The 24,698-nt window shown below is 67.6% G+C and carries 23 protein-coding genes; 11 read left to right on the top strand and 12 right to left on the bottom strand.

Annotation, left to right across the window (positions count from 1 at the left end; all coding sequences use genetic code 11):
• Positions 1–3 precede the first annotated feature (3 nt).
• Positions 4–1,206 carry an adenosylmethionine decarboxylase gene (gene speD, locus AB0H00_RS04770; protein ID WP_357260885.1) on the top strand — a complete coding sequence of 401 codons (1,203 nt, stop codon included), beginning with the start codon at positions 4–6 and terminating at the stop codon, positions 1,204–1,206.
• A 91-nt stretch (positions 1,207–1,297) separates the two neighbouring features.
• On the opposite strand, the gene AB0H00_RS04765 is transcribed toward speD, so the two are convergent.
• The 3 genes from AB0H00_RS04765 to AB0H00_RS04755 form a co-directional block, all read right to left on the bottom strand.
• Positions 1,298–2,032, bottom strand: coding sequence for an SDR family NAD(P)-dependent oxidoreductase (locus AB0H00_RS04765; RefSeq protein ID WP_357260882.1), 735 nt, complete (start codon positions 2,030–2,032; stop codon positions 1,298–1,300).
• A 75-nt stretch (positions 2,033–2,107) separates the two neighbouring features.
• The gene (locus tag AB0H00_RS04760; protein WP_357260879.1) at positions 2,108–3,265 is read right to left on the bottom strand and encodes a TetR family transcriptional regulator C-terminal domain-containing protein; all 1,158 of its coding nucleotides are present in this window, start codon (positions 3,263–3,265) and stop codon (positions 2,108–2,110) included.
• A gap of 84 nt (positions 3,266–3,349) precedes the next feature.
• Positions 3,350–4,258: a hydrogen peroxide-inducible genes activator gene (locus AB0H00_RS04755; RefSeq protein WP_357260876.1), complete on the bottom strand. Its 909-nt coding sequence runs from the start codon at positions 4,256–4,258 to the stop codon at positions 3,350–3,352.
• A 126-nt stretch (positions 4,259–4,384) separates the two neighbouring features.
• Between AB0H00_RS04755 and AB0H00_RS04750 the strand changes: the two genes are divergently transcribed.
• The 3 genes from AB0H00_RS04750 (at position 4,385) to AB0H00_RS04740 (ending at position 6,397) form a co-directional block, all read left to right on the top strand.
• Complete coding sequence (locus AB0H00_RS04750; RefSeq protein WP_357260874.1) at positions 4,385–4,972, top strand: peroxiredoxin; 588 nt, start codon at positions 4,385–4,387, stop codon at positions 4,970–4,972.
• 107 nt (positions 4,973–5,079) lie between these two features.
• Positions 5,080–5,619 carry a carboxymuconolactone decarboxylase family protein gene (locus AB0H00_RS04745; RefSeq protein ID WP_357260871.1) on the top strand — a complete coding sequence of 180 codons (540 nt, stop codon included), beginning with the start codon at positions 5,080–5,082 and terminating at the stop codon, positions 5,617–5,619.
• Between the two features lie 103 nt (positions 5,620–5,722).
• Positions 5,723–6,397 (top strand): PhzF family phenazine biosynthesis protein, encoded by a 675-nt coding sequence (locus AB0H00_RS04740; protein ID WP_357260868.1) that lies wholly within the window; start codon positions 5,723–5,725, stop codon positions 6,395–6,397.
• 10 nt (positions 6,398–6,407) lie between these two features.
• On the opposite strand, the gene AB0H00_RS04735 is transcribed toward AB0H00_RS04740, so the two are convergent.
• The 4 genes from AB0H00_RS04735 to AB0H00_RS04720 form a co-directional block, all read right to left on the bottom strand.
• Positions 6,408–7,142, bottom strand: a complete 735-nt coding sequence (locus AB0H00_RS04735; protein WP_357260865.1) for an anti-sigma factor — start codon at positions 7,140–7,142, stop codon at positions 6,408–6,410.
• Positions 7,135–7,821, bottom strand: coding sequence for an ECF RNA polymerase sigma factor SigK (gene sigK / locus AB0H00_RS04730; protein ID WP_357260862.1), 687 nt, complete (start codon positions 7,819–7,821; stop codon positions 7,135–7,137). Before sigK ends, AB0H00_RS04735 begins: the two co-directional genes overlap by 8 nt.
• A gap of 68 nt (positions 7,822–7,889) precedes the next feature.
• Positions 7,890–8,594: a DUF5134 domain-containing protein gene (locus AB0H00_RS04725; RefSeq protein WP_357260859.1), complete on the bottom strand. Its 705-nt coding sequence runs from the start codon at positions 8,592–8,594 to the stop codon at positions 7,890–7,892.
• Between the two features lie 424 nt (positions 8,595–9,018).
• A complete protein-coding gene (locus AB0H00_RS04720; protein WP_357260856.1) occupies positions 9,019–10,239 on the bottom strand; it encodes an aminotransferase class III-fold pyridoxal phosphate-dependent enzyme in 1,221 nt (406 codons plus the stop codon).
• 96 nt (positions 10,240–10,335) lie between these two features.
• Between AB0H00_RS04720 and hrpA the strand changes: the two genes are divergently transcribed.
• A complete protein-coding gene (hrpA, locus tag AB0H00_RS04715; protein WP_357260853.1) occupies positions 10,336–14,526 on the top strand; it encodes an ATP-dependent RNA helicase HrpA in 4,191 nt (1,396 codons plus the stop codon).
• 51 nt (positions 14,527–14,577) lie between these two features.
• On the opposite strand, the gene nrdR is transcribed toward hrpA, so the two are convergent.
• The gene (gene nrdR, locus AB0H00_RS04710) at positions 14,578–15,048 is read right to left on the bottom strand and encodes a transcriptional regulator NrdR (protein ID WP_357260850.1); all 471 of its coding nucleotides are present in this window, start codon (positions 15,046–15,048) and stop codon (positions 14,578–14,580) included.
• A gap of 228 nt (positions 15,049–15,276) precedes the next feature.
• On the opposite strand from nrdR, the gene AB0H00_RS04705 reads away from it, so the two are divergent.
• Positions 15,277–15,600 carry a hypothetical protein gene (locus tag AB0H00_RS04705; RefSeq protein ID WP_357260847.1) on the top strand — a complete coding sequence of 108 codons (324 nt, stop codon included), beginning with the start codon at positions 15,277–15,279 and terminating at the stop codon, positions 15,598–15,600.
• Positions 15,601–15,617: 17 nt separating this feature from the next.
• Here AB0H00_RS04705 and AB0H00_RS04700 read toward each other — a convergent pair whose 3' ends face one another.
• Positions 15,618–16,088: a hypothetical protein gene (locus AB0H00_RS04700; RefSeq protein WP_357260844.1), complete on the bottom strand. Its 471-nt coding sequence runs from the start codon at positions 16,086–16,088 to the stop codon at positions 15,618–15,620.
• Positions 16,089–16,363: 275 nt separating this feature from the next.
• Between AB0H00_RS04700 and lexA the strand changes: the two genes are divergently transcribed.
• On the top strand, positions 16,364–17,092 hold the full coding sequence (gene lexA / locus AB0H00_RS04695; protein ID WP_357260841.1) for a transcriptional repressor LexA: 729 nt from the start codon (positions 16,364–16,366) through the stop codon (positions 17,090–17,092).
• 121 nt (positions 17,093–17,213) lie between these two features.
• Positions 17,214–19,235, top strand: coding sequence for a glycosyltransferase family 39 protein (locus AB0H00_RS04690; RefSeq protein WP_357260839.1), 2,022 nt, complete (start codon positions 17,214–17,216; stop codon positions 19,233–19,235).
• Positions 19,236–19,477: 242 nt separating this feature from the next.
• On the opposite strand, the gene AB0H00_RS04685 is transcribed toward AB0H00_RS04690, so the two are convergent.
• Positions 19,478–20,431 (bottom strand): serine hydrolase, encoded by a 954-nt coding sequence (locus AB0H00_RS04685; protein ID WP_357260836.1) that lies wholly within the window; start codon positions 20,429–20,431, stop codon positions 19,478–19,480.
• On the bottom strand, positions 20,428–21,303 hold the full coding sequence (locus AB0H00_RS04680; RefSeq protein ID WP_357260833.1) for a LysR family transcriptional regulator: 876 nt from the start codon (positions 21,301–21,303) through the stop codon (positions 20,428–20,430). The genes AB0H00_RS04685 and AB0H00_RS04680 overlap by 4 nt, the downstream gene beginning before the upstream one ends.
• A gap of 166 nt (positions 21,304–21,469) precedes the next feature.
• Between AB0H00_RS04680 and bla (AB0H00_RS04675) the strand changes: the two genes are divergently transcribed.
• Positions 21,470–22,387, top strand: coding sequence for a class A beta-lactamase (gene bla / locus AB0H00_RS04675; RefSeq protein ID WP_357260830.1), 918 nt, complete (start codon positions 21,470–21,472; stop codon positions 22,385–22,387).
• 80 nt (positions 22,388–22,467) lie between these two features.
• The gene (gene bla, locus AB0H00_RS04670; protein ID WP_357260827.1) at positions 22,468–23,415 is read left to right on the top strand and encodes a class A beta-lactamase; all 948 of its coding nucleotides are present in this window, start codon (positions 22,468–22,470) and stop codon (positions 23,413–23,415) included.
• A gap of 177 nt (positions 23,416–23,592) precedes the next feature.
• Here the strand turns inward: bla (AB0H00_RS04670) and AB0H00_RS04665 are convergent, their stop codons facing one another.
• A complete protein-coding gene (locus AB0H00_RS04665) occupies positions 23,593–24,063 on the bottom strand; it encodes a TrmO family methyltransferase (RefSeq protein ID WP_357260824.1) in 471 nt (156 codons plus the stop codon).
• 110 nt (positions 24,064–24,173) lie between these two features.
• Between AB0H00_RS04665 and AB0H00_RS04660 the strand changes: the two genes are divergently transcribed.
• A complete protein-coding gene (locus tag AB0H00_RS04660; protein WP_357260821.1) occupies positions 24,174–24,488 on the top strand; it encodes a hypothetical protein in 315 nt (104 codons plus the stop codon).
• Positions 24,489–24,698: the final 210 nt, after the last annotated feature.

Below are 24,698 nucleotides of genomic sequence, written 5' to 3'. Positions count from 1 at the left end.
CCCATGACGGCGGAATTCACCGGTTGGCATGTGCTAGCCGAGTTCGGTGGTGTCGACGCGGATCTCTGCGACGATCTCGAACGACTCGAATCGGCGTTGCGTAAGTCTCTGATCGCGGCGGGCGTCACCATCTGCGATGTCGTACACAAGAAGTTCGATCCGCAGGGGGTGACCGTCCTCGCGCTGTTGTCGGAGTCCCACGCCTCGATTCACACCTATCCGGAGTCCGGCGACATCTTCGTCGACGTCTTCACCTGCGGCAGCATCGGCGCCGGTGCCTCGAAGGCAGTAGAAACGCTTCGGGACTCGTTGTCCCCCAAAGATGTTCGCATGCAGGTCATCCGCAGGGGTCACGGCGGGCAGCGGATCGAAGAGCCGGTGGGCGCGGGCCTGACCCGGATCTGGGATCTGCACGAGGTGATCATCGACACCCACACCCCCTACCAGCATATGGTCATCGCGCGGACCGAGCAGGGCATCAGCTTGTTCTCCGACGACGACCGCCAGTCCACCGAGTTCTCCCAGCTGACCTACCACGAGGCGATGATGGTTCCCGCCTTCGTGCTGGCCGAGAAGTTGGACAGAGTGCTCATCATCGGTTCCGGTGAGGGTGTGGCCAGCCAGATGTCGGTCGCGGCGGGCGCCCAGCACGTCGACCACGTCGACATCGATCAGCTCGAGGTCGAGTTGTGCGCCGAGCATCTGCCCTACGGCTACACCAGCGCAGACTTGGCCGCCGCGGTCGAGGGCGAGGGACCGATCACGGTGCACTACGCCGACGGTTGGGATTTCCTGGCGGGCGCCGCCGAGTCGGGCACCCGCTACGACGTCATCGTGATCGACCTGCCCGACGAGCGCGTCGAAGACGCGCAGCACAACCGCCTGTACGAGACGGAGTTCCTGTCCCGATGTCGCGCTCTGCTCGCACCCGGCGGTGTACTGTGCGCCCAGGCCGGATGCGCGACCATGTGGCGCAACGAGACCCTGAAGCGGTCCTGGCAGCGTTTCCACGAACAGTTCGGCACCGTCGTGCACTACGGCAGCGACGAGCACGAGTGGTCGTTCCTGTTCGGCCTGGTCGACAAGGTCGACGCCCCGGTCGAGGGGATGACCGATCGCCTCGCACTGCTTCCGTACAAGGCGGAGACCATCGACACGCAGGCCTTGGTGCGCGGCGCGATCGAACCGCACGCACTGCGCGTGTAAGCAGACGTCTGAACCACCGGCTCCGATCGCGGAACCGGTGCGTTCGGCGTTCTCCGCAATGCGTCGGTGACCTTGATGTTCACGTAGGGCATCAGGCCGCCCTTCCCGCGAGGAACCCGCCGTCCACGGGGAAGATGTGACCGGTGGTGAACGTGGCGTCCGCGAGGTACAGCACCGCGGCTGTGGTCTCGGACACTTCGCCGATCCGGTTCAGTAGCGCCAACTCGCCGGAGGCGTCCTCGTCGCCGTCGCCGAACAGCGGGGTGCGGATGATGCCGGGGGCGACCGCGTTGACCCGGATGCCGTCGGCAGCGAGTTCCGCGGCGAGGCTGGTGGTCAGCGCGTGCACGCCGCCCTTGCTGACCAGCGCCGCCGAGGCGGGGAGCCCGGCGAGGGCGTGGTTGATCAGCACCGTGCCGATGTTGACGATGGTTCCGCCCCTCGCCTGCTCGCGCAGCCGCCGCACGACGGCTTGTGTGGTGAAGTAGGTGCCTTTGAGGTTTCCGTTCAGATAGCTGTCCAGGTCCTGCTCGGTGACGTCCAGGAACGGCTTGGCTCCGAAGATCCCCGCGTTGTTGACCAGCACGTCCACCCCGCCGAATCGCTCGACGGCGGCACGCACCAGCGCAGTGCCCGTGGTGGGTGCACCGATATCGCCCGCGACTGCCACCACTCGGTCGGGGACACCCAGTCCGGCGGCCACGTCCGCGAGCTTGTTCCCGTCGCGCCCGTTGAGCACAACGTTGTCACCGCGTGCCACGAACGCCCGCGCGATGTCGCGCCCGATTCCGCTGGAGGACCCGGTCACGATGACCGTCTTCGCCATATTGTCCTTCTCTCATCCGATACGACCGGTCGTCTTATCATGGGCATGCGAAGACGCCGGAAGCGAAGGCCCGCGTCAGGGCCGGAAGTAGTCGCCGAGCAGGCGATCCAGACACTTGCCCAGCGGCGCCAGGGTTCGGTCGATCTTCATTCTGATCACCGCCCCTTCCCATGATTCGAGCAACATATCGGCCAGTTCGGTGGCGGCGATGTCGGAACGGATCATACCGAGCCGCTGCCCCTGCGCGAGCTGATCGGCGACGCGGTCGCGCCAGGCCCCCCACGCCTCGGACAGCGATTCCCGCAGCAGCTCACTGCCTTCCAGCTCGCCACCCAGATTCGCGATCAGACAGCCGCCGGTGAATTCGGCCGCGGCGAAATCGTCGATCAGCCGCCCGAAGAACGTCCGCAGTCCGCTCACCGGATCCGGCGAGGCATCGAACGCCTCGCCCAGATTCCGCTGCACGCAGAGCGAGTGGTGCTCGATGATCGCGAGACCGAAGCTCTCCTTGCTGTCGAAGTAGTTGTAGAACGACCCCTTCGGCACGCCGACCTTATCGAGGATCTGCTTGATCCCGGTGCCGTGGTAGCCGTTCATGAGGAAACCCGCGGCGCCCTCCTCCACGAGAAGCTGCCGCGTGTCCGCACTGCGCCGTGGGCGTGCCATGCATGGAATATACGACCGGTCGTCTTGAAATGGCAAGCCGACGCGACCCGCGCCGGCAGGGCCGCACACCGCCGGGCCCTCAGCCGAGTCGAGCCACACCGGCGTTCCCGGATCGGAGGACAGACCGGGAGCACGGCGCCACCGCGCGGACCGGCTAGCGAAAGCGGCGAGATGATCCGCGGCGAACCGATCCCGTCGCCACTCCGCGGAATCGGTGGCGGCCGTCCAGACGTAGGTCCACACCGGTTCGACCCGGTCGCCCACGCGCACCCGGCGCAGATCGTATTCGTCGTCCTCGAACGCGTCGAGGACCATCCACTCGGCCGCGCTGAGACCGGCGAGCACGGCGCCGTGAGTCAGCTCGCCGGGAGCGAGGACCAAACCGGGGTACAGCCGCCGCGGCAGCACCGCCGCGCGCCAGCCGGTCAGTTCGGCCGGTTCGAGCGAAGGAACCCGCCCGAGCAATACCTTCAACACCTCGGGAAACTGCAGCGTGCCATAGGCGAACAAGGCATGATCCTGCCCACCGATTCCACTCAGCCGTCCAGTGCCGATCCGCGACTCCATTCACCTCTCCCCGCACGCACACCTCCCACTGTGCCCGTTCTGCGCAAACTCGGCGCGGGGCACCCACCTGTATCGGGCACTGGGTCAGGTCGGGCGCTGGACGCGGATGATGGCGGCCAGGTATTCGTAGTCGTCGGCACGGGCGCTCGAGGCACGGAAGGCCAGACCGATGGTACGACCGGGGGCCGGCGCGGCGAAGTGGGCGGTATCCAATGTGCCACGGGAAGTTTCGGCGCTGACCGCCATTTCCGGGATGAGGGTCACACCGAGACCGCCCGCGACGCACTGCACCACTGTCGCCAAGGAAGCAGCCCTGGTGTCGCCGACGGCGGCGGGGTGGGCGTCGGCCGAGCGGCACACATCCAGCGTCTGATCGCGCAGGCAGTGCCCCTCGTCCAGCAGCAGCAGCGGCAGGGCGTCCAGTGCCGACGCCGAGAGGTCCTTGCGCCCGGCGAGCTCGTGGCCGCGGGCGGTGACCAGCACGAATTCTTCGGTGTAAAGCGCGATCTCGACCAGGCCGGGCACCTCGGTGGGCAGCGCGAGCAGCGCGACGTCCAGCACGCCGGTGCGCAGCCCGTCCAGCAGTCGCGCGGTCTGATCCTCGATGATCTGCGGATGCAACGCGGGAAGCTTCTTGCGTAGCTCGGGCAACAGACCGGGCAGCACATAGGGGGCGACCGTCGGGATGATGCCCATCCGCAGCGTGCCGCCGAGCCCGTCACCGGTCGCCGAAGCCACGAACCGGTCGGCCGCCTCCAGCGTCGCCATAGCCTTTGGCAGCAACCGCATCCCGGCTGCGGTCACCAGCACACGTCTGGTACTCCGTTCGATCAGCTGGAGCCCGAGCCCGTTTTCGAGTGCCGCCAGCGCCTGAGATAGCGTGGGCTGACTCACACCGAGTCGGGCGGCCGCAGTGCCGAAATGGCGGTACTCCGCGATCGCCACGAAGGCACGCAGCTGTGACAGGGTCGGCTGATAAGTCTGATCAGTCACGCCTATCAGTGTAGTGCGACTGATCACCTTTACCTTTTACCGACCGTTCGGCAAGATCGCTCGCGGCCCCGCTGAGACCGTACATCGAACACAGCGCTCGCAAACCAACATGACGAGGAGACAAGCATGGCCCTGCTGACCATCGGCGACCAATTCCCGGCGTACAACCTCACCGCTGTAATCGGCGGTGACCTGTCGAAGGTCGACGCTCAGCAGCCAGACGACTACTTCACCAGGATCACCAGCGACGACCACGCGGGCATGTGGCGAGTTGTCTTCTTCTGGCCCAAGGACTTCACCTTCGTATGCCCCACAGAGATCGCCGCGTTCGGCAAGCTCAACGAGGAGTTCGCGGACCGAGACACGCAGGTGCTCGGCGCGTCGGTCGACAATGAGTTCGTGCACTTCCAGTGGAGGGCCCAGCACGAGGACCTGAGGACCCTCCCGTTCCCACTGCTGTCGGATCTGAAGCGCGAACTGGCCACGGCCACCGGCGTGCTCAACTCCGACGGCGTCGCCGATCGCGCCACCTTCATCGTCGACCCCAACAACGAGATCCAGTTCGTCTCGGTCACCGCGGGTTCGGTGGGCCGCAATGTCGATGAGGTACTGCGCGTGCTGGACGCACTGCAGTCCGACGAGCTGTGCGCCTGCAACTGGAAGAAGGGCGACCCGACCATCAACGCGGGTGAGCTCCTCGCCGCCAGCGTCTGAAACCCTTGCTGCGCTCGTCCTTACGGGCGCGGCATCGCGCAGTCCATCGAGAACACGACCTACCCCCCGTGCCACACACGGGCCGATCCGAACAGAGGAATCGCCGAATGAGCATTGAGAACCTGAAGAACTCCCTTCCCGAGTACGCCAAGGACCTCAAGCTCAATCTGTCATCGATCGCACGCACCACGGTGCTGAACGAGCAACAGCTGTGGGGCACCCTGCTGGCGTCTGCGGCCGCGACCCGGTCGACGGCCACGCTGCGGGAGATCGCCGAAGAAGCCGCCGACGTGCTGTCGGCGGAGGCGTACAACGCCGCGCTCGGCGCTGCCTCGATCATGGGCATGAACAACGTGTTCTATCGGGGTAAGTCGTTTCTCGGTGGTCGCTACGACGACTTGCGGGCCGGACTGCGGATGCAGATCATCGGCAGCCCCGGCGTGGACAAGGCCGATTTCGAGCTCTGGTCATTCGCTGTTTCCTCGATCAACGGCTGCGCGCACTGCCTCGAGGCCCACGAACACACGTTGCGCGAGGCGGGCGTGTCCCGCGAGGTGATCTTCGAATCGCTGCGCGCCGCCGCCATCGTGGCCGGGGTAGGCCAGGCGGTGCAGTCGACCGAGGCTCTGACCACAGCCGCGATCTGATTTTCGCCCCGGCGAGGGCCCTGTCCGCGAACGGGGCCCTCGCCGCGTTCAGTGTGCCGAAGGCGAGGGCTCGACGTGGTGCACACAGGTAGGCTCAGCAACCATGGGCACACAGGTTGACGTGGTGCGAGTGTTCACCGATGCCGCAGGGCGGTTCGGCAACGAGCTGGGAATCACACGGTCAGCGGATTTGGCCACGGCCGACCCACAGGCGCTTGCGGCGAAGGTCGGCTACAGCGAGACCGTCGTGGTCGAGGAGCCGGTCGACGAGATCGCCAAGGTGCGGATCTACACGCCGACGGTGGAGCTCCCGTTCGCCGGGCACCCCTCGGTCGGCACCGCATGGTGGTTCGCGTCGCAGGGCACGCCGGTGCAAACTTTGGACGTGCCCGCAGGCTCGGTGGCGGTTCGGCTCGCCGACGGACTGACCTGGATCACCGCCCGCGGCGAATGGGCGCCGCCATTCACCTTCCACCAGCGCGCCGACGTCGAGGAGCTGGCGACTCTGCAACCGGACGATTTTCCTGGCGGCCCACACTATCTGTGGGCCTGGACCGACGAACATCGCGGTGCCCTGCGCTCGCGCATGTTCGCGCCGACCATGGGAATCACCGAGGACGAGGCGACCGGCGCGGCGGCCGTCGCCTTGACGGCGCTGCTGCGGCAGGGCCTCGTGATCACTCAGGGTAAGGGCTCCCAGCTGTTCACGGAGTGGGACTCCGACGGCTGGGTGCGCTTGGGCGGACGTGTCGTCGCCGACCAGCCGTTGGAGATCTAGACCCGCGCACTCAGGGCAGCATTACACCCACGATCGGGTCGGTACTCGGCACGTGCGAACCCCCGGACGGTTCGACACTCACCGCCAGCAACTCACCCGACTGGAACGGCGTCACGAAGGGCCGGGTCGCAGACGGCAAGTCGGTCAGCACCCCGGCCGACCGAGGCTGCCCTCCGGAGGACACCAGCCACACCTGATACACCCGGTCCATGGGCGGGGGCGCGACTCCGTCGAACGCGACCACCGCGCGCCCGAGCCGAAGCGAGGCCTCCACCATGAGGGAGCCACCGCCGGCGACCGGCTCCTGCACGGTCCGCACATCCCGCTGACCGTCCACCTGCTCCACGGCGGGCGCACTCGGTGCTGGACCGATGAGCCGCTCCGCGACCACGCTTCCGCCGAGTACCAGACATGCGACCGCGGCGACAGGGACCGTCCACCGCAGCCGCCGCCATGGAAAGACGTGCACCACCGACGCGATAGCGCCGGGATCGGTGTGCGGCAACGCCGACAGGATTCGCGCCTCCAATTCCGGCGGCGGCGCCAACGCGTCGAGCACCGACAGCCGCCCGATGACCTCCCGCAGCTGCCATACGGTATCGGAGAACTCTTGCCGCACGGCCGGGTCCGCGGCCGCCAGCCGAGCATCGATATGCCTTCGTTCGATATCGGCGACCGCGTCCAATGCGCACGGATAGGCGAGGTCGAGCAGTTCCGCATCCGATCGCGGTGGAGTGTCAACCATGTGCGCCTTCCCCGGACAAGCACTTCTCCAATCTCTTCAACCCGTCGCGGATGCGGGTCTTGATGGTGGGCAGCGGTACCGCCAGACGATCGGCCACCTCACGGTAGGTGTGCCCGCTGTAGTACGCGAGAGCGATCGCTTCGCGCTGCGTGGGGGTCAGTGTGTCCAGACACCCTGCCACCTGCTGCTCCTCGATGCGCTGCGTCACCGATTCGGCGACGACGTCGTGGTCGCGACCCAGCTGCGCATGCGCATAGACCAAGTCCCGGGACGATGCCGAACTCTCCGCACGAACCCGGTCCACCGCGCGGCGGTGCGCGAGCATCAGAACCCAGCCGAGCGGGCTCGCCAGCTTGGGGTCATAGCGATCGGCCATCGACCACACCTGGAGGTAGACCTCTTGGGTGACCTCTTCGGCGGCGGCGTGGCTCCGGAGGATGCGCACCGTAATCCCGAACACTCGTGGGCTGGTGAGCTGGTAGAACTCGGTGAACGCGCCACGATCGCCCGCGCCTGCCGCCGCAAGCAAGCCGACCAGCCGACGGGTCGCGAGGGTGGCCCGCTTCCCGTCGTATCCGGCGGGAAGCGGGCACACGGATGCCTTGTCATCGTCGTCCTCCCTGTCCATCGCTGGATCGCCGGACCGACGCGCTGAAGCAGAACCGTGCTCATTGCTCATGGCCGAATCCCCTGCCTGCATAAACAGGGTTCGGTATGGAGCACCAGCCGGATTGGTCCGGGAGCCGGTCAACCCGAGATCACGGCCAGCAGCATGTAAGCGGTGCCCGCGTCCATCACCACATGCGGCACCACCGCCCACGGCACAGCCGGGCCGGTGAGAGCGGCGACGCACCCGCCGGAGCGCACCAGAACACCCAGGGGTCCGCGCGGTTGCGCGTGCGTACACCCGACGCGGGCGGCCAGCGTGACGAGAAGGGCGTCGAGCAGAAACAGCGCGGCAAGACCGAGCGCGGGACCGGCCGGGGGACCACCCGCATGTCCGGAGGCCGTGTGTCCGGACATCGCGTAGAGCATCGCCGCCGCAGCCGCGATGTGGTATCCGAGCGGGACCAGCCGGTCGATCGGAAGAGGTCCAGCCTGCGTGGAACCTTCCAGGAAGCGGGTCACCAGCAGCCCTGCGAGGACGACGATCATCGCCGTCAGCACACCGTGCAGAGCGTGCGGGCTGACGCCCGAGGGAAACAGCAGCATACCGAGCATGACCAGGCACATGACCAGATGCGCGGCATCGGATTCGGGGTGGTCGATGATCACCGAATCATCCTGCGGCCGAGGCTGTTCGGCGGCGCCGTCCGCGGGGATGAGATCGGCGGGCCCGCCCGGCAGCGCCACGGGCGCCACCAACCGCGCCAACACGACCGTCGCCGCGATCAGGAACGCCGCGACCGCCATCCACCGGAACACGGCGTACTCCTGCACGAATTGCGCCACACCCCACCACCTCTCGTCACGGCAACCATGGTCGCCGCCCTTCCATGCTCGCATCCCCCCGGCGATAAGGGCGCCCTTTTCGGCCCTGACGAGGCATAGCGGCGGCGCGGCAACACCATTCGGTCGCCACACACATGACGCAGCCGACGCCGCGCGGGCAAACCCCGGGAGCCTCTTGCCTGCGCGCAGACGCGGGCCCTCGATGCGTTCACAAGCGTCATGGCGTGGTTACATCGCCGAGGCCACCACGCGGCTACGGACGCTCGATCCTGGGGACCGGCGCGTCCGACTTCTTCCTACCCGCCCGGCGGCTTTACGAGGCCTCGCGGCTTCGACTACTGCGACCGTTCGGCGACTACCGCCCCGACCCGCACAACATATTCATGACGTGGCCGCTGTGGGATGCCCACACGGCCGATCGGTCTCAGCCGAGCGCACGGGTGAATCCTTCGACGAGTTCGACGACCTGGTCGTCCGTCATGACGAACGCCGGGGAGATCTGCATCGCACCCTGGCCTGCGGCGCGGCTGGAGATCCCATGGGTGCGCAAGGTTTTGACCAGCGGGAGAGCTTCGGCCGGGTCTGCCAACTGGACCGCCGCCACGGCGCCGAGCCCGCTGCGCACCTCAGCAACCCTGGGATGGTCGGCCAGTACCGAAAGATCGCGCAGGCTGGATTCCAGACGAAGGGCGGCGTCGAGCAGCCCCTCGCGCTCGATGATATCGAGGTTCGCCAGCGCGGCCGCGGCGGCACCGGCGTGACCGCCATAGGTGTAGCCGTGCCGCCACCACACGCCGCCCGCGAAGAACGGCTCCGCGATGTGCGGGGCGACGAAGACCGCGCCCATCGGAAGATATCCAGAGGTCAGGCCCTTCGCGGTGGTCATAAGATCGGGTTCGAGGCCGAATCGGGACGAGGCGAACCAGGCACCGCCGATCCGGCCGAAGCCGGTGACGACCTCGTCGGCGACGAAAAGGATCTCGTGGTCGCGGCAGATGCGGCGAACCTCGGCGAGGTAGCCCTCCGGCGGCAGATAGACGCCGCCCGCGCCGATGATGGGTTCGCAGAAGAACGCGGCGATACGCTCGGCACCGATCTCCTCGATCAGCGCCAGCAGCGCCTTCGCGTCGTCCCACTCGACAGTGCGCGCGTCGAGCATCAGCCGGCCGTAGCCTTCCCGGTTCCCGGGGATACCAGCCAGGGCCGTGCCCGCGACGTGCATGCCGTGATAGGCCATCCGCCGCCCGACGACGACGGTCTTGCCAGAACGCCCGAGTTCGTGCCAATAGCGACGGGCGAGCTTGACCGCGGTGTCGACGGAATCGGAGCCGCCGGAGGTGAAGAAGATCTTGCTGCCGGGCACCGGAGCCAGCGCCGAGAGCCGCTCGGCCAGCTCCTGGGTGGCAGGTTCGGTGAAGTCGCCGAAATTCGAGTAATGGGCGATCGTGCGCAGCTGGGCGGCCACCGCGTCGGCGATCTCACCGCGGCCGTGCCCGATGTTGGTGAACCACAGACCCGCGGTCGCGTCCAGGTAGCGGTTGCCCGCCTGGTCGAAGATGTAAGCGCCCGCGCCACGGGCGACCACGAACGCGCCGTCCCGTTCGACGGCACCCATGTCGGCAAATCCATGCCATAGCGAGTTCATGTCCTCCACGTTTACCCGAAATCGGGCGCCGGCAACGCTCGTCCCTCATCCTCGCGGAAATATCCGGTGGCGGGTTTCGCTAGGCTTGTCGATGCAATGACCAGGACAGCTGCCACCGATCCCCGCGACCTCCGCACCCGCCTGGCGAATCTCTCCCTCCGCGACGAGCACCGGCTGCGGCGCCGGCTGGACCGGGCGCGCGATGGCGACCTCGGCGAGGTCGAAGCCGAGATCGCGGCGGCCGAACTCCGTGTCGACGCCCGCCGTGCCGCGGTGCCGGAGATCCGCTACCCGCCGCAGCTGCCGGTCACCGCTCGCCGCGAAGACATCGCCGCGGCCATCGCCAAGCACCAGGTCGTGATCGTCGCGGGCGAGACCGGTTCCGGGAAGACCACCCAGATTCCCAAGATCTGTCTCGAGCTCGGCCGCGGCATCCGCGGCACGATCGGGCATACCCAGCCGCGCAGGCTGGCCGCACGCACCGTCGCCGAGCGCATCGCGGAGGAACTCGACACCGAACTGGGCGACGTCATCGGCTACACGGTGCGGTTCACCGACCATGCCTCCGAGCAAACGCTGGTCAAGCTGATGACCGACGGCATCCTGCTCGCCGAGATCCAGCGCGACCGGCTGCTCCGCCGCTACGACACGATCATCATCGACGAGGCACACGAACGCAGCCTCAATATCGACTTCCTGCTCGGCTACCTCCAGCAGCTGCTGCCACGGCGTCCCGATCTCAAGGTCATCATCACCTCGGCGACCATCGACCCGGAACTGTTCGCCAGGCACTTCGCCGACGACAGCGGCACTCCCGCACCGATTGTCGAGGTCTCCGGTCGCTCCTACCCGGTGGAGATCCGGTATCGGCCGCTCGCGCTGGAACTCCCGGTCGCCGACGGCGAAGAGGACGAAGACTCCCGCCTCGTCGACCGGGACCCGGTGGACGCGATCGGCGAGGCGGTCACCGAGCTGTTCGCCGCGGGCGACGGCGACGTGTTGGTGTTTCTGTCCGGCGAACGCGAGATACGGGACAGCGCCGACGCCCTACGCGATCTGAAGCTGCCGCGCACCGAGATCCTGCCGCTCTACGCGCGACTGTCGGCGGCCGAGCAGCATCGGGTGTTCGCTCCACACACCGGCCGGCGAGTGGTACTGGCGACCAACGTCGCGGAGACCTCGCTGACGGTTCCTGGAATCCGGTACGTCATCGACCCGGGGACCGCGCGGATCTCACGGTACTCGATGCGAACCAAGGTGCAGCGGCTACCGATCGAACCGGTGTCGCAGGCATCGGCCCGGCAGCGATCCGGGCGCTGCGGGCGGGTTGCCGACGGCATCTGCATCCGGCTGTACTCCGAAGACGACTTCGAATCCCGGCCCTCCTTCACCGAACCCGAGATCCTGCGCACCAACCTGGCCGCGGTCATTCTGCAGATGACCGCACTAGGGCTCGGTGACATCGAGAACTTCCCGTTCGTCGAGGCGCCGGACCGCCGTGCCATCCGCGACGGCGTCGCCCTGCTCGAGGAGCTCGGGGCACTCGCGCGGCGTATCGGCAAGCTTGGGCCACGGTCGGATACCGCGCCGGCACAGGAGGACACGCGACGGGGTGGCGCCGCCGATATGGCAAGTCGCCCGAGGGCGAGTACCCGCGACGACGATGCCGCCCTGTCGCTCACGCCGATCGGGCGCGAGATGGCTCAGCTTCCGGTCGATCCCAGGATGGCGCGGATGCTGGTGCAGGCGCAGCGCAACGGTTGTCTGGCCGACGTGCTGGTCATCGTCGCGGCTCTGTCGATCCAGGATGTGCGGGAGCGGCCTGCCGAGCACCAGCAGGCCGCGGACAGCAAACACGCGCGATTCACCGTCGACGGCTCGGACTTCCTGGCCTATCTGCGACTGTGGGAGTACCTCGGCGGGCAGCGCAAGTCGCTGTCCTCCAATCAGTTCCGGCGTATGTGCCGCGAGGACTTCCTGCACTACCTGCGGATCAGGGAATGGCAGGACCTGCACGGGCAGCTGCGGACGATCACCCGGGGCCTGGGCTGGTCGGCGCACGCGGAGAACGCCGCCGGGCCCGGGTCGCCAGAGCACAAGGCCGACAACGGATCACGTGGCTCCGAACGCTCGTCCACGCGATCCGGTGAAGGGCCGCGATCGAGTTCCCGGCGCAGACGTTCCGGTGCGTCAGCGGCACCGGACCGTGCGATAGTCGAGAACGATGGCTTCCCTTGGGATTCCACCGCGATCCATCAGGCGTTGCTGGCGGGCATGTTGTCGCACATCGGGCTACGTGAAGCGGAATCGCGCGAGTTCCTCGGCGCGCGCAACGCCAAGTTCATGATCTTCCCCGGCTCGTCGCTGGCGAAGAAGCCGCCGCGCTGGGTGATGGCCGCCGAACTGGTCGAGACCTCGCGGCTGTGGGGTCGGATGGCCGCGAAGATCGAGCCGGAGTGGGCCGAGCGGCTCGGAGGCGATCTGGTCAAACGCACCTACTCCGAGCCGCACTGGTCAGCCAAGCGGGGCGCCGCGCGCGCCTATGAACGCGTCACCCTCTACGGCATCCCACTGGTGACCGGAAGACCCGTCGACTACGGCCGAATCGATCCTGAGCTTTCGCGCGAGCTCTTCATCAGACATGCGCTGGTACAGGGCGAATGGCAGACCCGGCACCCGTTCTTTCACCGCAATCGTGAATTGCTCGACGATGTCGCCGACCTGGAGCACCGGGCGCGCCGCCGCGACATCCTGGTCGACGACGAAGTGCTGTTCGAGTTCTACGACAAACGTTTACCCGCCGACATCGTCTCGGTGCGCCACTTCGACAGCTGGTGGCGCACCGCACAGCGCAAAGACCCCGCGCTGCTGGACTTGTCGACCGCCACCGTGGTCAACGAGGGCGCCACCGCGCTCGACCCGTCCGCCTTCCCCGATTCCTGGCGTCAAGGCGAGCTCAGCTTCCCGCTCACCTACCAATTCGAGCCGGGCACCGAGAACGACGGTGTCACGGTGCGCATCCCGGTCGAACAGCTCGCGCACGTCCGCGCCGTCGGCTTCGATTGGCTGGTGCCCGGTATGCGCGACGAACTGGCCGCCGCGCTGATCAAGTCACTGCCGAAGACGTTGCGCCGCAGTGTGGTTCCCGCACCGGACTTCGCCGCGGCGGCGCTGGCCGCCCTGACCCCGCGTGCGGAGCCGCTGCGCACCGGGCTGGCGCGCGAGTTGTCCCGGCTGGGTTCGGTCCCGATCGCGCCCTCCGACTTCGATCCGTCCGTTCTGCCCGACCACCTGCGCATGACCTTCGCCGCTATCGGCGGCGACGGCACGGTGCTCACTCGCGGGAAAAGCCTCGCCGCGCTGAAAACGCAGCTGGCCGAACAGGTCTCTGCCTCGGTCGCCCGCGCCACCGCAGGCGTGGAACGTCCGCCCGCCACGGTGTGGACCTCCGAGTCACTCGGCATCGTCGCGCCGACGGTGCGCCGCCAGGTGGCCGGACAGACGGTGACCGGGTATCCCGCGCTGGTCGCCGAGGGCGACGGTGTGGCGGTCCGCGTGCTCAGCTCCCCCGCCGAGCAGGCGGCCGCGATGCGGCTGGGCACCAGGGCGCTGGTGCTGCACGCGCTGCCCACCTCCGTCCGGTCCGTCACCGCAGGGCTGTCTGCCACAGATCGCCTTGCGCTGAGCCAGAATCCGTACGGTTCGCTGGAGGCGCTGATCGAGGACTGCCGTGCGGCGGCCGCCGACGAACTCATCGCCGCCATGGGCGGTCCGGTGCACACACCAGACGAGTTCGATGCGCTCGTCGCCCGAATCCGTCCCGAACTCGCCTCCACCGTCACCCGGCTCGTGCGCCTGGTCGTGCCGGTTCTCGCGGAGGCCCACCAGGTTTCGGCCGCGCTCACGGACCGGAGCGAACGCGACATAGCCGACGACGTCCGCGAACAGCTCGACAACTTGGTGTTCCGCGGCTTCGTCTCCGAGTGGGGTGGCGCCCGGCTGCGCGAGCTGCCCCGCTATCTGCGGGCGGCGGTGGTGCGTCTGGACGCGTTGCCGGGCTCGGCGGTTCGCGATCGTCAGGGCATGGTCGAACTCGATCGGGTACTGGCCGCCTACGACCGCCTGATCGGGGCCCTGCCGGAGCATCGCAGGCATGCTCCCGCAGCGGCCGAGATCTGGTGGATGATCGAGGAATTCCGGGTCAGCCTGTTTGCCCAGAAGCTCGGCACGCCGTTCCCGGTGTCCGCCAAGCGGATCGAGAAGGCGATCGCCGCGGTCCGACGCTAGTCAGTCGGTGGGTCAGACCCCGGCGGGAGGTGCTCACCTACATCCTCTCTGTCAGTCGGCGGTCGACAGCGCCTCGTCGCGCGCCTGGCGCATCTCCCGGATCTCGCGTTCGAAATCGTCGGCGGAGGTGAACGACCGGTAGACCGAGGCGAACCTGAGATAGGCGACCTCATCGAGGTCGCGCAGCGGCCCCAAGATGGCCAAGCCGACCTCGTGGCTGGGCACCTCCGGAGAACCCTTGGCACGCACCGCGTCCTCCACCTGCTGCGCGAGCAGGTTCAGTGCGTCGTCGTCGACTTCACGGCCTTGGCAGGCCCGCCGCACGCCACGAATGACCTTCTCGCGGCTGAACGGCTCGGTGACTCCGCTGCGCTTGACCACGGACAGGATGGCGGTCTCCACCGTGGTGAACCGCCGCCCACACTGCGGGCAGGCGCGACGGCGGCGAATGGCCGCGCCCTCGTCGGCCTCGCGCGAGTCCACCACCCGGGAGTCGGGGTGTCGGCAGTACGGGCAATGCATCCGAGAAATCCTTCGTCGATGCGTGTGCTCGCGGCCGGACCGGCCGTCGATCGCAGCGATCGGTCCGGCGAGCACGTGTACAGAGGTCTATACCTCAGCACCAGGTATTCCCCACTCGAACCCGGAAAATACCTGCATAACAGTTCGAGGATACCCGTCGGAGTACCCGAGCCGTCGCACTCACCCACGGCTACCGCCGCGCCACCTCGATCATTCGACGATCTGCCGGTGCGCGGTCAGGTCCGCGAGGAGGTCCGGCAGCCGCGAGACGAGGCGGCCGCGGGCTGGTTCGGGCCAGAACGGCTCGCCGAGGACGGCGCCGACCAAGACCGGGTCGGGCTCCAGATCGATGTAGCGTGGCAGCAGATCACCGGTGATGTAGGTCCACCTCGTGTCGCGGTCCGCCCAGTTGAAGTCGGGCAGCGGGAAAAGCAGCGCGAAACTGTGGATCGCGACGTCGGCGCGGGCCGGGGCCGGGGCGAAGACTCCAGCCGCGCAGACCGTTGGGACGGCGGGCTTGCCCGTCTTCGATCACAATTCCGGCGACGATGAGTGGCCGCTTCCGCCGGTCAGCGCGGCGGTGGCGCACCCGCACCGCCCTGGCCGTCGACCACGGCGGGCACCGACCCCACGGACCCGCCGCCCCAGTCGCCCGCCCGCACGTGCGCCAGCACGATCAGCCCCGCCACTGCAAGGGCGGTCAGCAATGCTGTCACGGCGAGCACGGCGAAACCGACCTGCGCCCGCTCTACCCGCTCCATCGGATGCCGGCCCCGTGCCCGCCGGAGCGCGGAAGTCCGTGCAGCACGGTCGTATAGGACCGCAGTGCCGCCAGGTCGGGCGCCGCGGGGGCACCGATCGACAGCGGAGCGATGCGCGGGCACCATCGCCCTGGCGCGCGCGCCGCCGCGCCACACACGAGGGCCCGTCTCATAGCCGAGTTCGACCGCCGCAGCGGCGGCGCCGCGGCGGTCGAACTCCGCACCTGCCGCACCGATCGATGTGGTGATGTCGCTGATCGCGCTGATCGCAGTGCTCATCGGACAAACCTCCGTGGTGAGTGCTCCGTCGCTGTTCGAGCCGGCGCCCATTCGAACACATGTTCCCAGCTCATTCGATCACATGTTCGAGGAACGTATGTTCGATTTCTACCACGGCAGAGCGACGAAGTCAGCGGAAACGCCCGACATGCGTCGAACAGATGTTTGATACATCGACGCGACCGGACTAGATTCGAACTACCAAATGCACGACAGGCCATGACGACAGACACCGGCGCGGATCGGCCGGGGCACAGCAGGAAAGGGCGGTTGCGGTGAGGCACACAGGCGACACGGGTGACGAGACCGGAAGCGGCGCCGACTCGGCGAGTACCGGGGCGGATCTCACCGTGCGTCAGCGCAAAGTGCTGGAGGTGATCCGCACTTCGGTGAGCGAGCGCGGCTACCCGCCGAGCATCCGGGAGATCGGTGACGCTGTCGGGCTCACGTCCACCTCCTCGGTCGCCCATCAGTTGCGCGCCCTGGAACGCAAGGGCTACCTGCGCCGCGATCCGAATCGTCCACGCGCGGTGGACGTTCGAGGCCTGGATGAGGTGGTGCGTTCGGTGACCAGTCTGCCGGTCGCCGCGGTGGACGGCTCCGATGTCGCCGTCGACGCCGACCGCCCCGTGCCCACATTCGTGCCGGTGCTCGGCCGCATCGCCGCCGGTGGTCCGATTCTGGCGGAACAGGCCGTCGAAGACGTCTTCCCACTCCCCCGCGAGCTGGTCGGCGACGGTTCGCTGTTTCTGCTGAAGGTCGTCGGCCAGTCCATGATCGACGCGGCGATCTGCGACGGCGACTGGGTGGTCGTCCGGCAGCAGAACGTCGCCGACAACGGCGACATCGTCGCCGCGATGATCGACGGCGAGGCCACGGTGAAAACGTTCAAGCGCACCGGCAGGGACGTCTGGTTGATGCCGCACAATCCGGTGTTCGAACCGATCCCCGGCAACGACGCCCAGATCCTCGGCAAGGTCGTCACGGTCATCCGCAAGATCTGACCGACAGGAGCGACGGCAACGCGCGTCGGCCGCGCGGACATGCACCGTGACCTCCCACGTTCACAGCTGATTGACAGCAAGCGTGCAGGGAATCCACGAGGCCACTTGCGAGACTGCCGCGGTGACAGCGATCAGCGCCGACGCGGCCCCGCCCGATGCGACCACGACTATCGATCCCGATCCGGTCGGGCTACCGCCTGCTCGTCGGTGGGAGCGAGCGGGTCTGGCGGTGCTGCTGGCCGGGACGGCGGTCGCGTATCTGTGGCACATCACGGTCAACGGCATGGGCAACGGTTTCTACGCCGCGGCGGCCTGGTCCGGTGCGCGGAACTGGAAGGCACTACTGTTCGGCTCGCTGGATCCGGGCAACTTCATCACCGTCGACAAACCGCCGGTCTCACAGTGGGTGATGGGGCTGTCGGGACAGCTGTTCGGATTCAGCAGCGCCAGCATGCTGGTGCCGCAGGCGCTGATGGCCGTCGTGGCCGTGGCACTGCTGTACGCGACGGTGGCCACGGCGACCCTCAGCCGTGGCGCCGGCCTGCTGGCCGGGACCACGCTGGCAGTAACGCCGGTGGTGGCGTTGATGTTCCGTTTCAACAACCCGGACGCGGTGATGGTGCTGTTGATGACCGCGAGCGCGTACTGCACGATCAGGTCGTTGCGGCGGGCGAGCGCGCGCTGGCTGATGCTGGCGGGCGTCGCGCTCGGATTCGCGTTCCTGGCGAAGATGCTCGAAGGGCTCATGGTGTTGCCCGCACTGGCGCTCACCTACCTGATCGTCGCGCCGACCTCGGTGCGAAAACGGCTGCTGCACTTGCTCGCCGCCGCGGCGGTGTTACTCCTCTCGTCGGGGTGGTACGTGCTGCTGACGATCCTTTGGCCCGCCTCGTCGCGTCCGTATCTGGCTGGGTCGACGAACAACACGTTTATGGATCTGGTGCTGGGCTACAACGGCTTCGCCCGCTTCCTGGGCCAGAATCACCACGGCGGCAACCGGTTCGCGTTGCCACCCGGGTACGAGTTGCCGAGCGCCCTGGACCAGGGCCGCGGTGGGTTCGGCGGATTCGGAGGCGGGTCTGGTCCGACCCGGCTGTTCACCGGCGAGATCGGGTTCGAGATCTCCTGGTTGCTTCCCGCCGCCCTGCTCGCCTTCGTGCTGGTGCTCGTGTCACGTGGGCGCGCCCCGCGCACCGACCCCGTCCGCGGGACCGCGCTGGTCTTCGGATTGTGGCTGATCATCGACGGCGTCGCGTTCACCACGATGCGCGGCGGCATGCACGCCTACTACACGCTGGCCATCGGTCCCGCCGTGGCCGGGATGTTCGCGATCGGCGTGGCCGAGGTGTGGCGTCGGCGCGAAGAGGTATTCGGCCGGATCGGTGCTGCCGCGTTGGTGCTCGCGTCGGGACTGTGGGCGTTCGTGCTGCTGAGCCGCAACGCCGAATGGCTGCCGTGGTTGCGCTGGACGCTCGCGGTGGTGTCGGTGGTGGTGGCGCTCGGTCTGGTCGCGGCCGCATTCCCGGCCGTGTCCCGACGGGTGCGTGCCAGGTCGGTGTCGGTGCTGGTAGTCGTGGGTGTTCTCGCCGGGATCGGTGGCTCGACGGCGTATGCCGCGGCCACCCTGCCGCAGGCGCATACCGGGGGCGGTCCGACGGTCGGTCCCGCGAAGCCCGAGCGGCCGACGCCGGCGAACAATATGCGCAGCGAGGTGATGTCGTTCGTGAACGGCGACACCGAGCCGCAAGTCGCCGCGCTGCTGCGCAACACGACAACCACCTGGTCGGCGGCAGTGGACCGTTCCTCGGTCGCCGCATCCCTCGAACTCGCCAGCCACACCCCGGTCATCGCGATCGGCGGCTTCACCTCCGACGATCCGGTTCCCACCCTCGATGATTTCCAGACCATGATCCGCACCCACCAGGTGACGTACTACCTCGCACAGGAGGTGAAACTGCCCGACTCATGGCGCGTACACAACCAACCGGGTGTTCTCCCCGGCGCCGGGCAGGCGAGCGCCACGAACAACGGGCTATGGCGTCCGGCCGGGCACAAGGACATCGCCGACTGGGTCTCCGCGCACTACACCCCGGTGCGCCTCGGCAACGTCGCCGTCTACGACCTCACTGTTCCGGCGCACTGACGGTCCACGGCGCGCGATATGCCCTGGGCAGGGACAACAGAAACCGATGTCAGTCCATTCCTCCCCTTGAATGCTCGCGCGGCGTAGCCCATCACAGCATCGGCGCCCAGCACTACCGCGACCCTGGGCATCTCCGAAAATGCTGTGGGTACAACCGCGGCCGTGCTGTGGTTTCGACACGGTCTGGTGCCGAGAGCTGTCACTTGCGGGTTCGCTTGTTGGAGGCAGGGTTGTGTCTGTCGTCATTCCTGCGGCAGAGGCCGGCGTAGTTCGGTGACGGCGATGCGGGCCGATTCGGCGATGGCGGCGTCGACGACGGGGAGTTCCGGGTCGGCGCGGGCCGCGCGGGTGAAAACCGCCACGGCGACAGGGGATTCGCCGGGAAACTCCACCACAGCGACCTCGTTTCGGATCACCCCGATGGTTCCGGTCTTACCCGCGACCGACACGCTGCGGTGCGGGAAGGCGGCGGCGATGCGATGAGGCCACACCTGGTGGCGCATGACAGTCCGGACGAACTCGGTCTGCTCGGCCGACAGCACCGTACCGCCCCAGAGAGCGCGCAGGAAGCGGGTCATCTCCTGCGGGGTGGTCGCGCTCGCATAGGACGGGTCGTACGCCGAGACCGTCCAGGCGTCGTCGTTCTCCGCGAGTGCCGCGAACGCCTCGGCGGTGGTGTGGGTGTCTGTGTCGCGGACCAGGCTGCGGTGCAGATCGACGGTGCCGCCGACGATCCGGGTCTGGGTGAGGCCGAGATGATCGAGCAGGTCCTCGACCGCGCCGAGTCCGGTTTCGCCGAGCAGGATGTCGGCCGCGGCGTTGTCGGAGACGGTCATCATCGACGCCGCGAGGTCGCGCAGGCTCATTGTCACCGGATCGCGCAGCACGGCGATGCCGGTCGGGCCGGGCGTGCACTCGGACGGGGTCACCGTGAGCCTGGTGGTGGGGTCGATACGTCCGGCGTCGACGAGGCGGCAGAACGCGACGAACAGCGGCAGCTTGTACACCGACGCGACGACCACACGTTCGTGACCGCTGATCGAGATCTCGGCGGCGGAGTTGTCACAGCGGCGGGCGTGCAGCCAGCCGGTGCAGCCCGCATCGGCGAACACGGCACGGATCCTCTCCTCAACGCTGCGTCCACCCGACGTCCGGCCGCCACCACGCGTAGTGTCGCCGCGGGACGTGCTGCTCATCGCAGCCGCTCTCGGTACAGCACGCGGTCCACGGCGTCGGCGTGGGTATCGGCGCCGGGACGGTGGATGACGCGGACCCGTAGTGCCACCGCCTGCGGCGCGATGCGCAGCCACGTCACGCCCGGCGTGGACGACGGGGGAATCGCGGTGAGCCCAAAGCATGTTCCGGCCGCCACCGCGGCGAGTACGGTGCGATCGTCGGGCGCTGGGACTGTCGGTGCGTCCAGTCCGTGCTCGCGCAGCAGGTCGAGCACGGTGTCGAAGGCGGGCGGGTTGGCGGCGCGCGGTGGACCGGCGAAACTCAGTCCGGCGAGCATCGGGAAGGTGCGGCGTTCGGCGGCGATGCTGCGGTGATCCGAAGGCACCACGAGCCAGCGTGGCACTTTGACAACCGGGCGGGCTTCGACACCGTCGACGAGGGCCGGATGCTCGATCACCGCGACATCGCATAGCCCGGCGCGCACATCGGCGACCAGATCGACGGTGGTCCCCCCGGTCGTGGACACCGCGGCATCCGGTGCGATCACGGTGCGCAGCGCGCCCACGCAGGCCGTGACCACTCGGTCGGGCAGCGCGGTGATCGCCCCCCAGTGCACGACGCCGTGGGCGTCCGCGATGCGGTGCGATTCGGCGAGTAGACGCTCGGCGTCATCGACGAGCAGCCGGGCGCGAGGGAGCAGTTGGAGGCCGGCCGCGGTCAGGACGGCGCCCTGCCGAGTGCGGTGGATGAGGTCGACACCGAGATGCCGCTCCAGCCGCCGAAGTCCTTGCGACAGCGGTGGCTGGGTCATGTCCAGCGCGGCCGCCGCCCTGCCGAAGTGTCCTTCGTCCGCGACGGAGACGAAGTAGCGAAGGTGGCGGATCAGGTCCATGCGGTCATTGAACCAGCGGGTGCGCCGGCCCCGAGCGTTCCTGCCCGGCCGTGGTCCGCACCGGAGCCGGATCGTGCGGTCCAACCTGCGACGATATCGAAGTCGACTCATCCGTGCCCGGGTCGGATATTTGCGCCCGCCGCCGCGGCGATGGTGTGGTGCGGCGGTGATCCTCTCAGCATGCGCCCACCGTGTCCCGCTCCGCCAACTCCTCGCCGCGGCGGCGGTGTCCGCGCTGTCGGTCGCCGCCGCCGCGTGCGGGTCCGGCACCGACACGGCGGCCTCGAATCCGTCACCGGCCGCCGCCCCGTCGTTCACCGAGATGGAGACCGACCACGCCGCACGACTGGGCGTTTACGCGATCGACACCGCGTCCGGCCACATCGTCGCTCATCGAGACAGCGAGCGATTCCCGATCGCCTCCACGTTCAAGGGGCTTGCCTGCGGCGCACTCCTGCGCGATCATTCGCTGTCGACGGGCTACTTCGACCAGGTGATCCGCTATCCCCGTACCGATCTCGTCGAGAACTCGCCGGTGACCGAGAAGCGTGTCGACACCGGCATGACCGTTGCTGAACTGTGCGACGCCGCGATCACCGTGTCCGACAACACCGCAGGCAACCAGCTGCTGAAACTCCTCGGCGGCCCGGCAGGTTTCACCGCGTTCCTGCGGTCCATCGGCGATAACATCACGCGCCTGGACCGCTGGGAAACCGAGTTGAACACCGCCATCCCCGGCGACGAGCGCGACACCACCACGCCCGCCGCGCTCGCCGCCGACTACCGCACCCTCGTCCTCGGCGACGCCCTCGCCGAACCCGAACGAGCGCAACTGAAATCGTGGCTGATCGCCAGCAAGACCGGAGGCGAGCGCATCCGCGCAGGACTGCCCGAGGGCTGGACCGTCGGAGACAAGACCGGCAGCGCCGCATACGGCGGCGCCAACGACGTCGCCATCGCGTGGCCGCCCGGACGCGCCCCGCTCGTCATAGCCGTACTGACAACGAAATTCGAGCAGCAAGCCAAGGCCGACAACCCGCTGGTCGCCGACGCCACCCGCGCTGCCGTCGGGGCGCTCGGGTAACGCAGAATCCCAACCTGAATGGCCGAATAGCCCATCCCTCGCAGCCCAAGGCTTCCACGACCGACCAACGGAGGAGAGTTATGGCTTCGTCGCCACCGTCCATCACTCGCCGCACGCTTCTCGGGACAACGTTACTGTCCGTGCTGGTCGGATGCGCCGACCGACCAACGACCACTGTGCCACCCGATCCGATGAGGGGGCCGGGCGCGGCGGGAGAAACACCCACTCGGCCCACAGCGAACGGCTACGACAGCCGCCTGGCCGAGTTGGAGCGGACGTTCGACGCACGCCTCGGCGTGTATGCCCTCGCCACCAGCACCGGCACCACCATCGCCTATCGAGCGGACGAACGATTCGCGTTCTGTTCGGCGTTCAAGGGATTGGCAGCGGCGGCGGTCTTGCACCGTAACCCGTTCTCGCACTTGGATACCGTCGTCACCTACACCGCAGCCGACCTCACGAAAAACGCATCCATCACACCGCGGCACGTGACCACGGGGATGACGATCGGTCAGCTGTGTGATGCCGCGGTCCGCTTCAGCGACGGCACGGCAGGCAACCTACTGCTCCGCGATCTCGGCGGACCGACCGAGCTGACCGCCTATGCCCGCAGCCTCGGCGACACCGTCACCCGAATGGACCGGATCGAGCCACTGATCACCGAAGCCACTCCGGGAGACCCGCGAGACACCACGACGCCCCAGGCATTCGGCACCGACTACCAGAAGATCGTGCTGGGAGACGCCTTGCCGAGCGAAAAGCGTGCCTTCCTCCGCGATCTTCTGGAGCGCAACGCCACCGCCGCCGGCGCTCGACGAATCCGGGCCGGAATCCCGCAAGGCTGGACCGTCGCCGACAAAACGGGAACCGGTGACTACGGCACCCTGAACGACATCGCCATCGTCTGGCCGCCGGGCTCCGCACCACTGGTCATCGCGATCATGTCCAGCAAAGCCGACCGGAATGCCACATACGACGAGAAGCTCATCGCCGAGGCTGCCGCCCATGTCGTGAGCACTCTCACCTGACTCCGGCACGACCCACCCGCTTGGTTCCGTTCCCGCACATTGTTCCGTGGACGCCCCCACAGGGCAGAATAATTCGCACACACCAGGCGAATCGACTGGACGCGTAGAAGGGCTGCCGACCTCGCGGCTTTGGTGCGTTCCCAATCGTCCAGAGTGTCACCGATACATTTCTCGTAACTAGAAATAGTCTTTGAGCATCTCTGTGGACCACGGAGCTTGGCGGATCTCCCCACGTGGACCGAACTCCGCGAACCACGGCTTGATATCCAGCACGGGTGTGCCGTCCACCGGGTCCAGCTCAGCTACGTGCAGATCCAGGCCGTCTACTCGTAGCAGCCGAGTCCGGGACACCCCAAGCCAGTTGACACGTCGCATGTTCCTATGTCCGAAGATGCCGACCTTCGGCCATTCGGGGTTATCGCGGGCACTGCGCGCACCGAAGTGCAGATCCGTTTGATCGGTCAAGTGGAAGCGGAATACGATTTCGAGGTGGCTGAACGCATCCAAGCCTTGCACCGACTCTTCAGTGAACCGGCTGTCATCGATGCGAATGATTGCCTCGGTACCACCCCAGTGATCGTCTGTGGGTTCGCGGCGGCCACCTACCACATGTGCGACCGGCACTACATCGAACATTTCGTCTGCCATATGACCCTCTGTCCTATTTCGCATTTGCCGCTAGATAGTCTGCGGCCCGCTCGTCGATCTCGTTTACACCTGCGACATGCTGACCAAGATAGGGTGCCACGGTTGCACGTATGTCGCGGGCAACGTTCCGGGCGCGCCCGGACTGCACTCCGTTCATCGCGTTGAGCGCCGAGGTCCATGTAGTGCAGGCATTTTCCACCTCGCCGCAACGTGCCTGCACAGTGCCGAGGGTAACCAAGCGTTACCGCATGAGTCCGGGTAAACGCCGCTGCCTTGCGCTTGCGGACACTGAGTTGGAATTGTTCGGCGGCACCGGCCAGGTCGCCCGCGTCACGCAATGCGCACGCGGTTTCGTGCGCGAGGCTCGCTTCGGAGAAGAAGAATATCCGAGCGGGCTCGTGATCCGAGTGGGAAGCGGCGGCTAGGTCCCGTTCAGCCTCGAGGAGGGTTTTCTCAGACTCCGCGACATGACCGGCGGCACTCAATGCCTTGCCGTGTACGACCTTTAGGAGTGCCCGCTCACGTGGGCAGGCGGCTTGGTAGCGGCGGCCGCTGACCGACGCTTCAGCGAGTTGTAGTCCTTCCGCGTGATGTCCGAGGTCGATGGCTTGATGTGCCATTGCGCGCAGTATGTG

It is taken from the genome of Nocardia sp. NPDC023852 (genome assembly GCF_040639505.1).
GTDB lineage: Bacteria > Actinomycetota > Actinomycetes > Mycobacteriales > Mycobacteriaceae > Nocardia.
The sequence above is the reverse complement of the archived record's forward strand: the minus strand, read 5'-3'. Positions and strand labels throughout refer to the sequence as shown.

Excerpts from the sequence above, each read along its gene's own strand:
- speD (WP_357260885.1), top strand. The coding sequence starts at position 4 with ATGACGGCGGAATTCACCGGTTGGCATGTGCTAGCCGAGTTCGGTGGT.
- AB0H00_RS04765 (WP_357260882.1), bottom strand. The coding sequence starts at position 2,032 with ATGGCGAAGACGGTCATCGTGACCGGGTCCTCCAGCGGAATCGGGCGC.
- AB0H00_RS04760 (WP_357260879.1), bottom strand. The coding sequence starts at position 3,265 with ATGGAGTCGCGGATCGGCACTGGACGGCTGAGTGGAATCGGTGGGCAG.
- AB0H00_RS04750 (WP_357260874.1), top strand. The coding sequence starts at position 4,385 with ATGGCCCTGCTGACCATCGGCGACCAATTCCCGGCGTACAACCTCACC.
- AB0H00_RS04745 (WP_357260871.1), top strand. The coding sequence starts at position 5,080 with ATGAGCATTGAGAACCTGAAGAACTCCCTTCCCGAGTACGCCAAGGAC.
- AB0H00_RS04740 (WP_357260868.1), top strand. The coding sequence starts at position 5,723 with ATGGGCACACAGGTTGACGTGGTGCGAGTGTTCACCGATGCCGCAGGG.
- AB0H00_RS04735 (WP_357260865.1), bottom strand. The coding sequence starts at position 7,142 with ATGGTTGACACTCCACCGCGATCGGATGCGGAACTGCTCGACCTCGCC.
- sigK (WP_357260862.1), bottom strand. The coding sequence starts at position 7,821 with ATGAGCAATGAGCACGGTTCTGCTTCAGCGCGTCGGTCCGGCGATCCA.
- AB0H00_RS04720 (WP_357260856.1), bottom strand. The coding sequence starts at position 10,239 with ATGAACTCGCTATGGCATGGATTTGCCGACATGGGTGCCGTCGAACGG.
- hrpA (WP_357260853.1), top strand. The coding sequence starts at position 10,336 with ATGACCAGGACAGCTGCCACCGATCCCCGCGACCTCCGCACCCGCCTG.
- nrdR (WP_357260850.1), bottom strand. The coding sequence starts at position 15,048 with ATGCATTGCCCGTACTGCCGACACCCCGACTCCCGGGTGGTGGACTCG.
- AB0H00_RS04700 (WP_357260844.1), bottom strand. The coding sequence starts at position 16,088 with ATGAGCACTGCGATCAGCGCGATCAGCGACATCACCACATCGATCGGT.
- AB0H00_RS04685 (WP_357260836.1), bottom strand. The coding sequence starts at position 20,431 with ATGAGCAGCACGTCCCGCGGCGACACTACGCGTGGTGGCGGCCGGACG.
- AB0H00_RS04680 (WP_357260833.1), bottom strand. The coding sequence starts at position 21,303 with ATGGACCTGATCCGCCACCTTCGCTACTTCGTCTCCGTCGCGGACGAA.
- bla (WP_357260827.1), top strand. The coding sequence starts at position 22,468 with ATGGCTTCGTCGCCACCGTCCATCACTCGCCGCACGCTTCTCGGGACA.
- AB0H00_RS04665 (WP_357260824.1), bottom strand. The coding sequence starts at position 24,063 with ATGGCAGACGAAATGTTCGATGTAGTGCCGGTCGCACATGTGGTAGGT.
- AB0H00_RS04660 (WP_357260821.1), top strand. The coding sequence starts at position 24,174 with ATGTCGCGGGCAACGTTCCGGGCGCGCCCGGACTGCACTCCGTTCATC.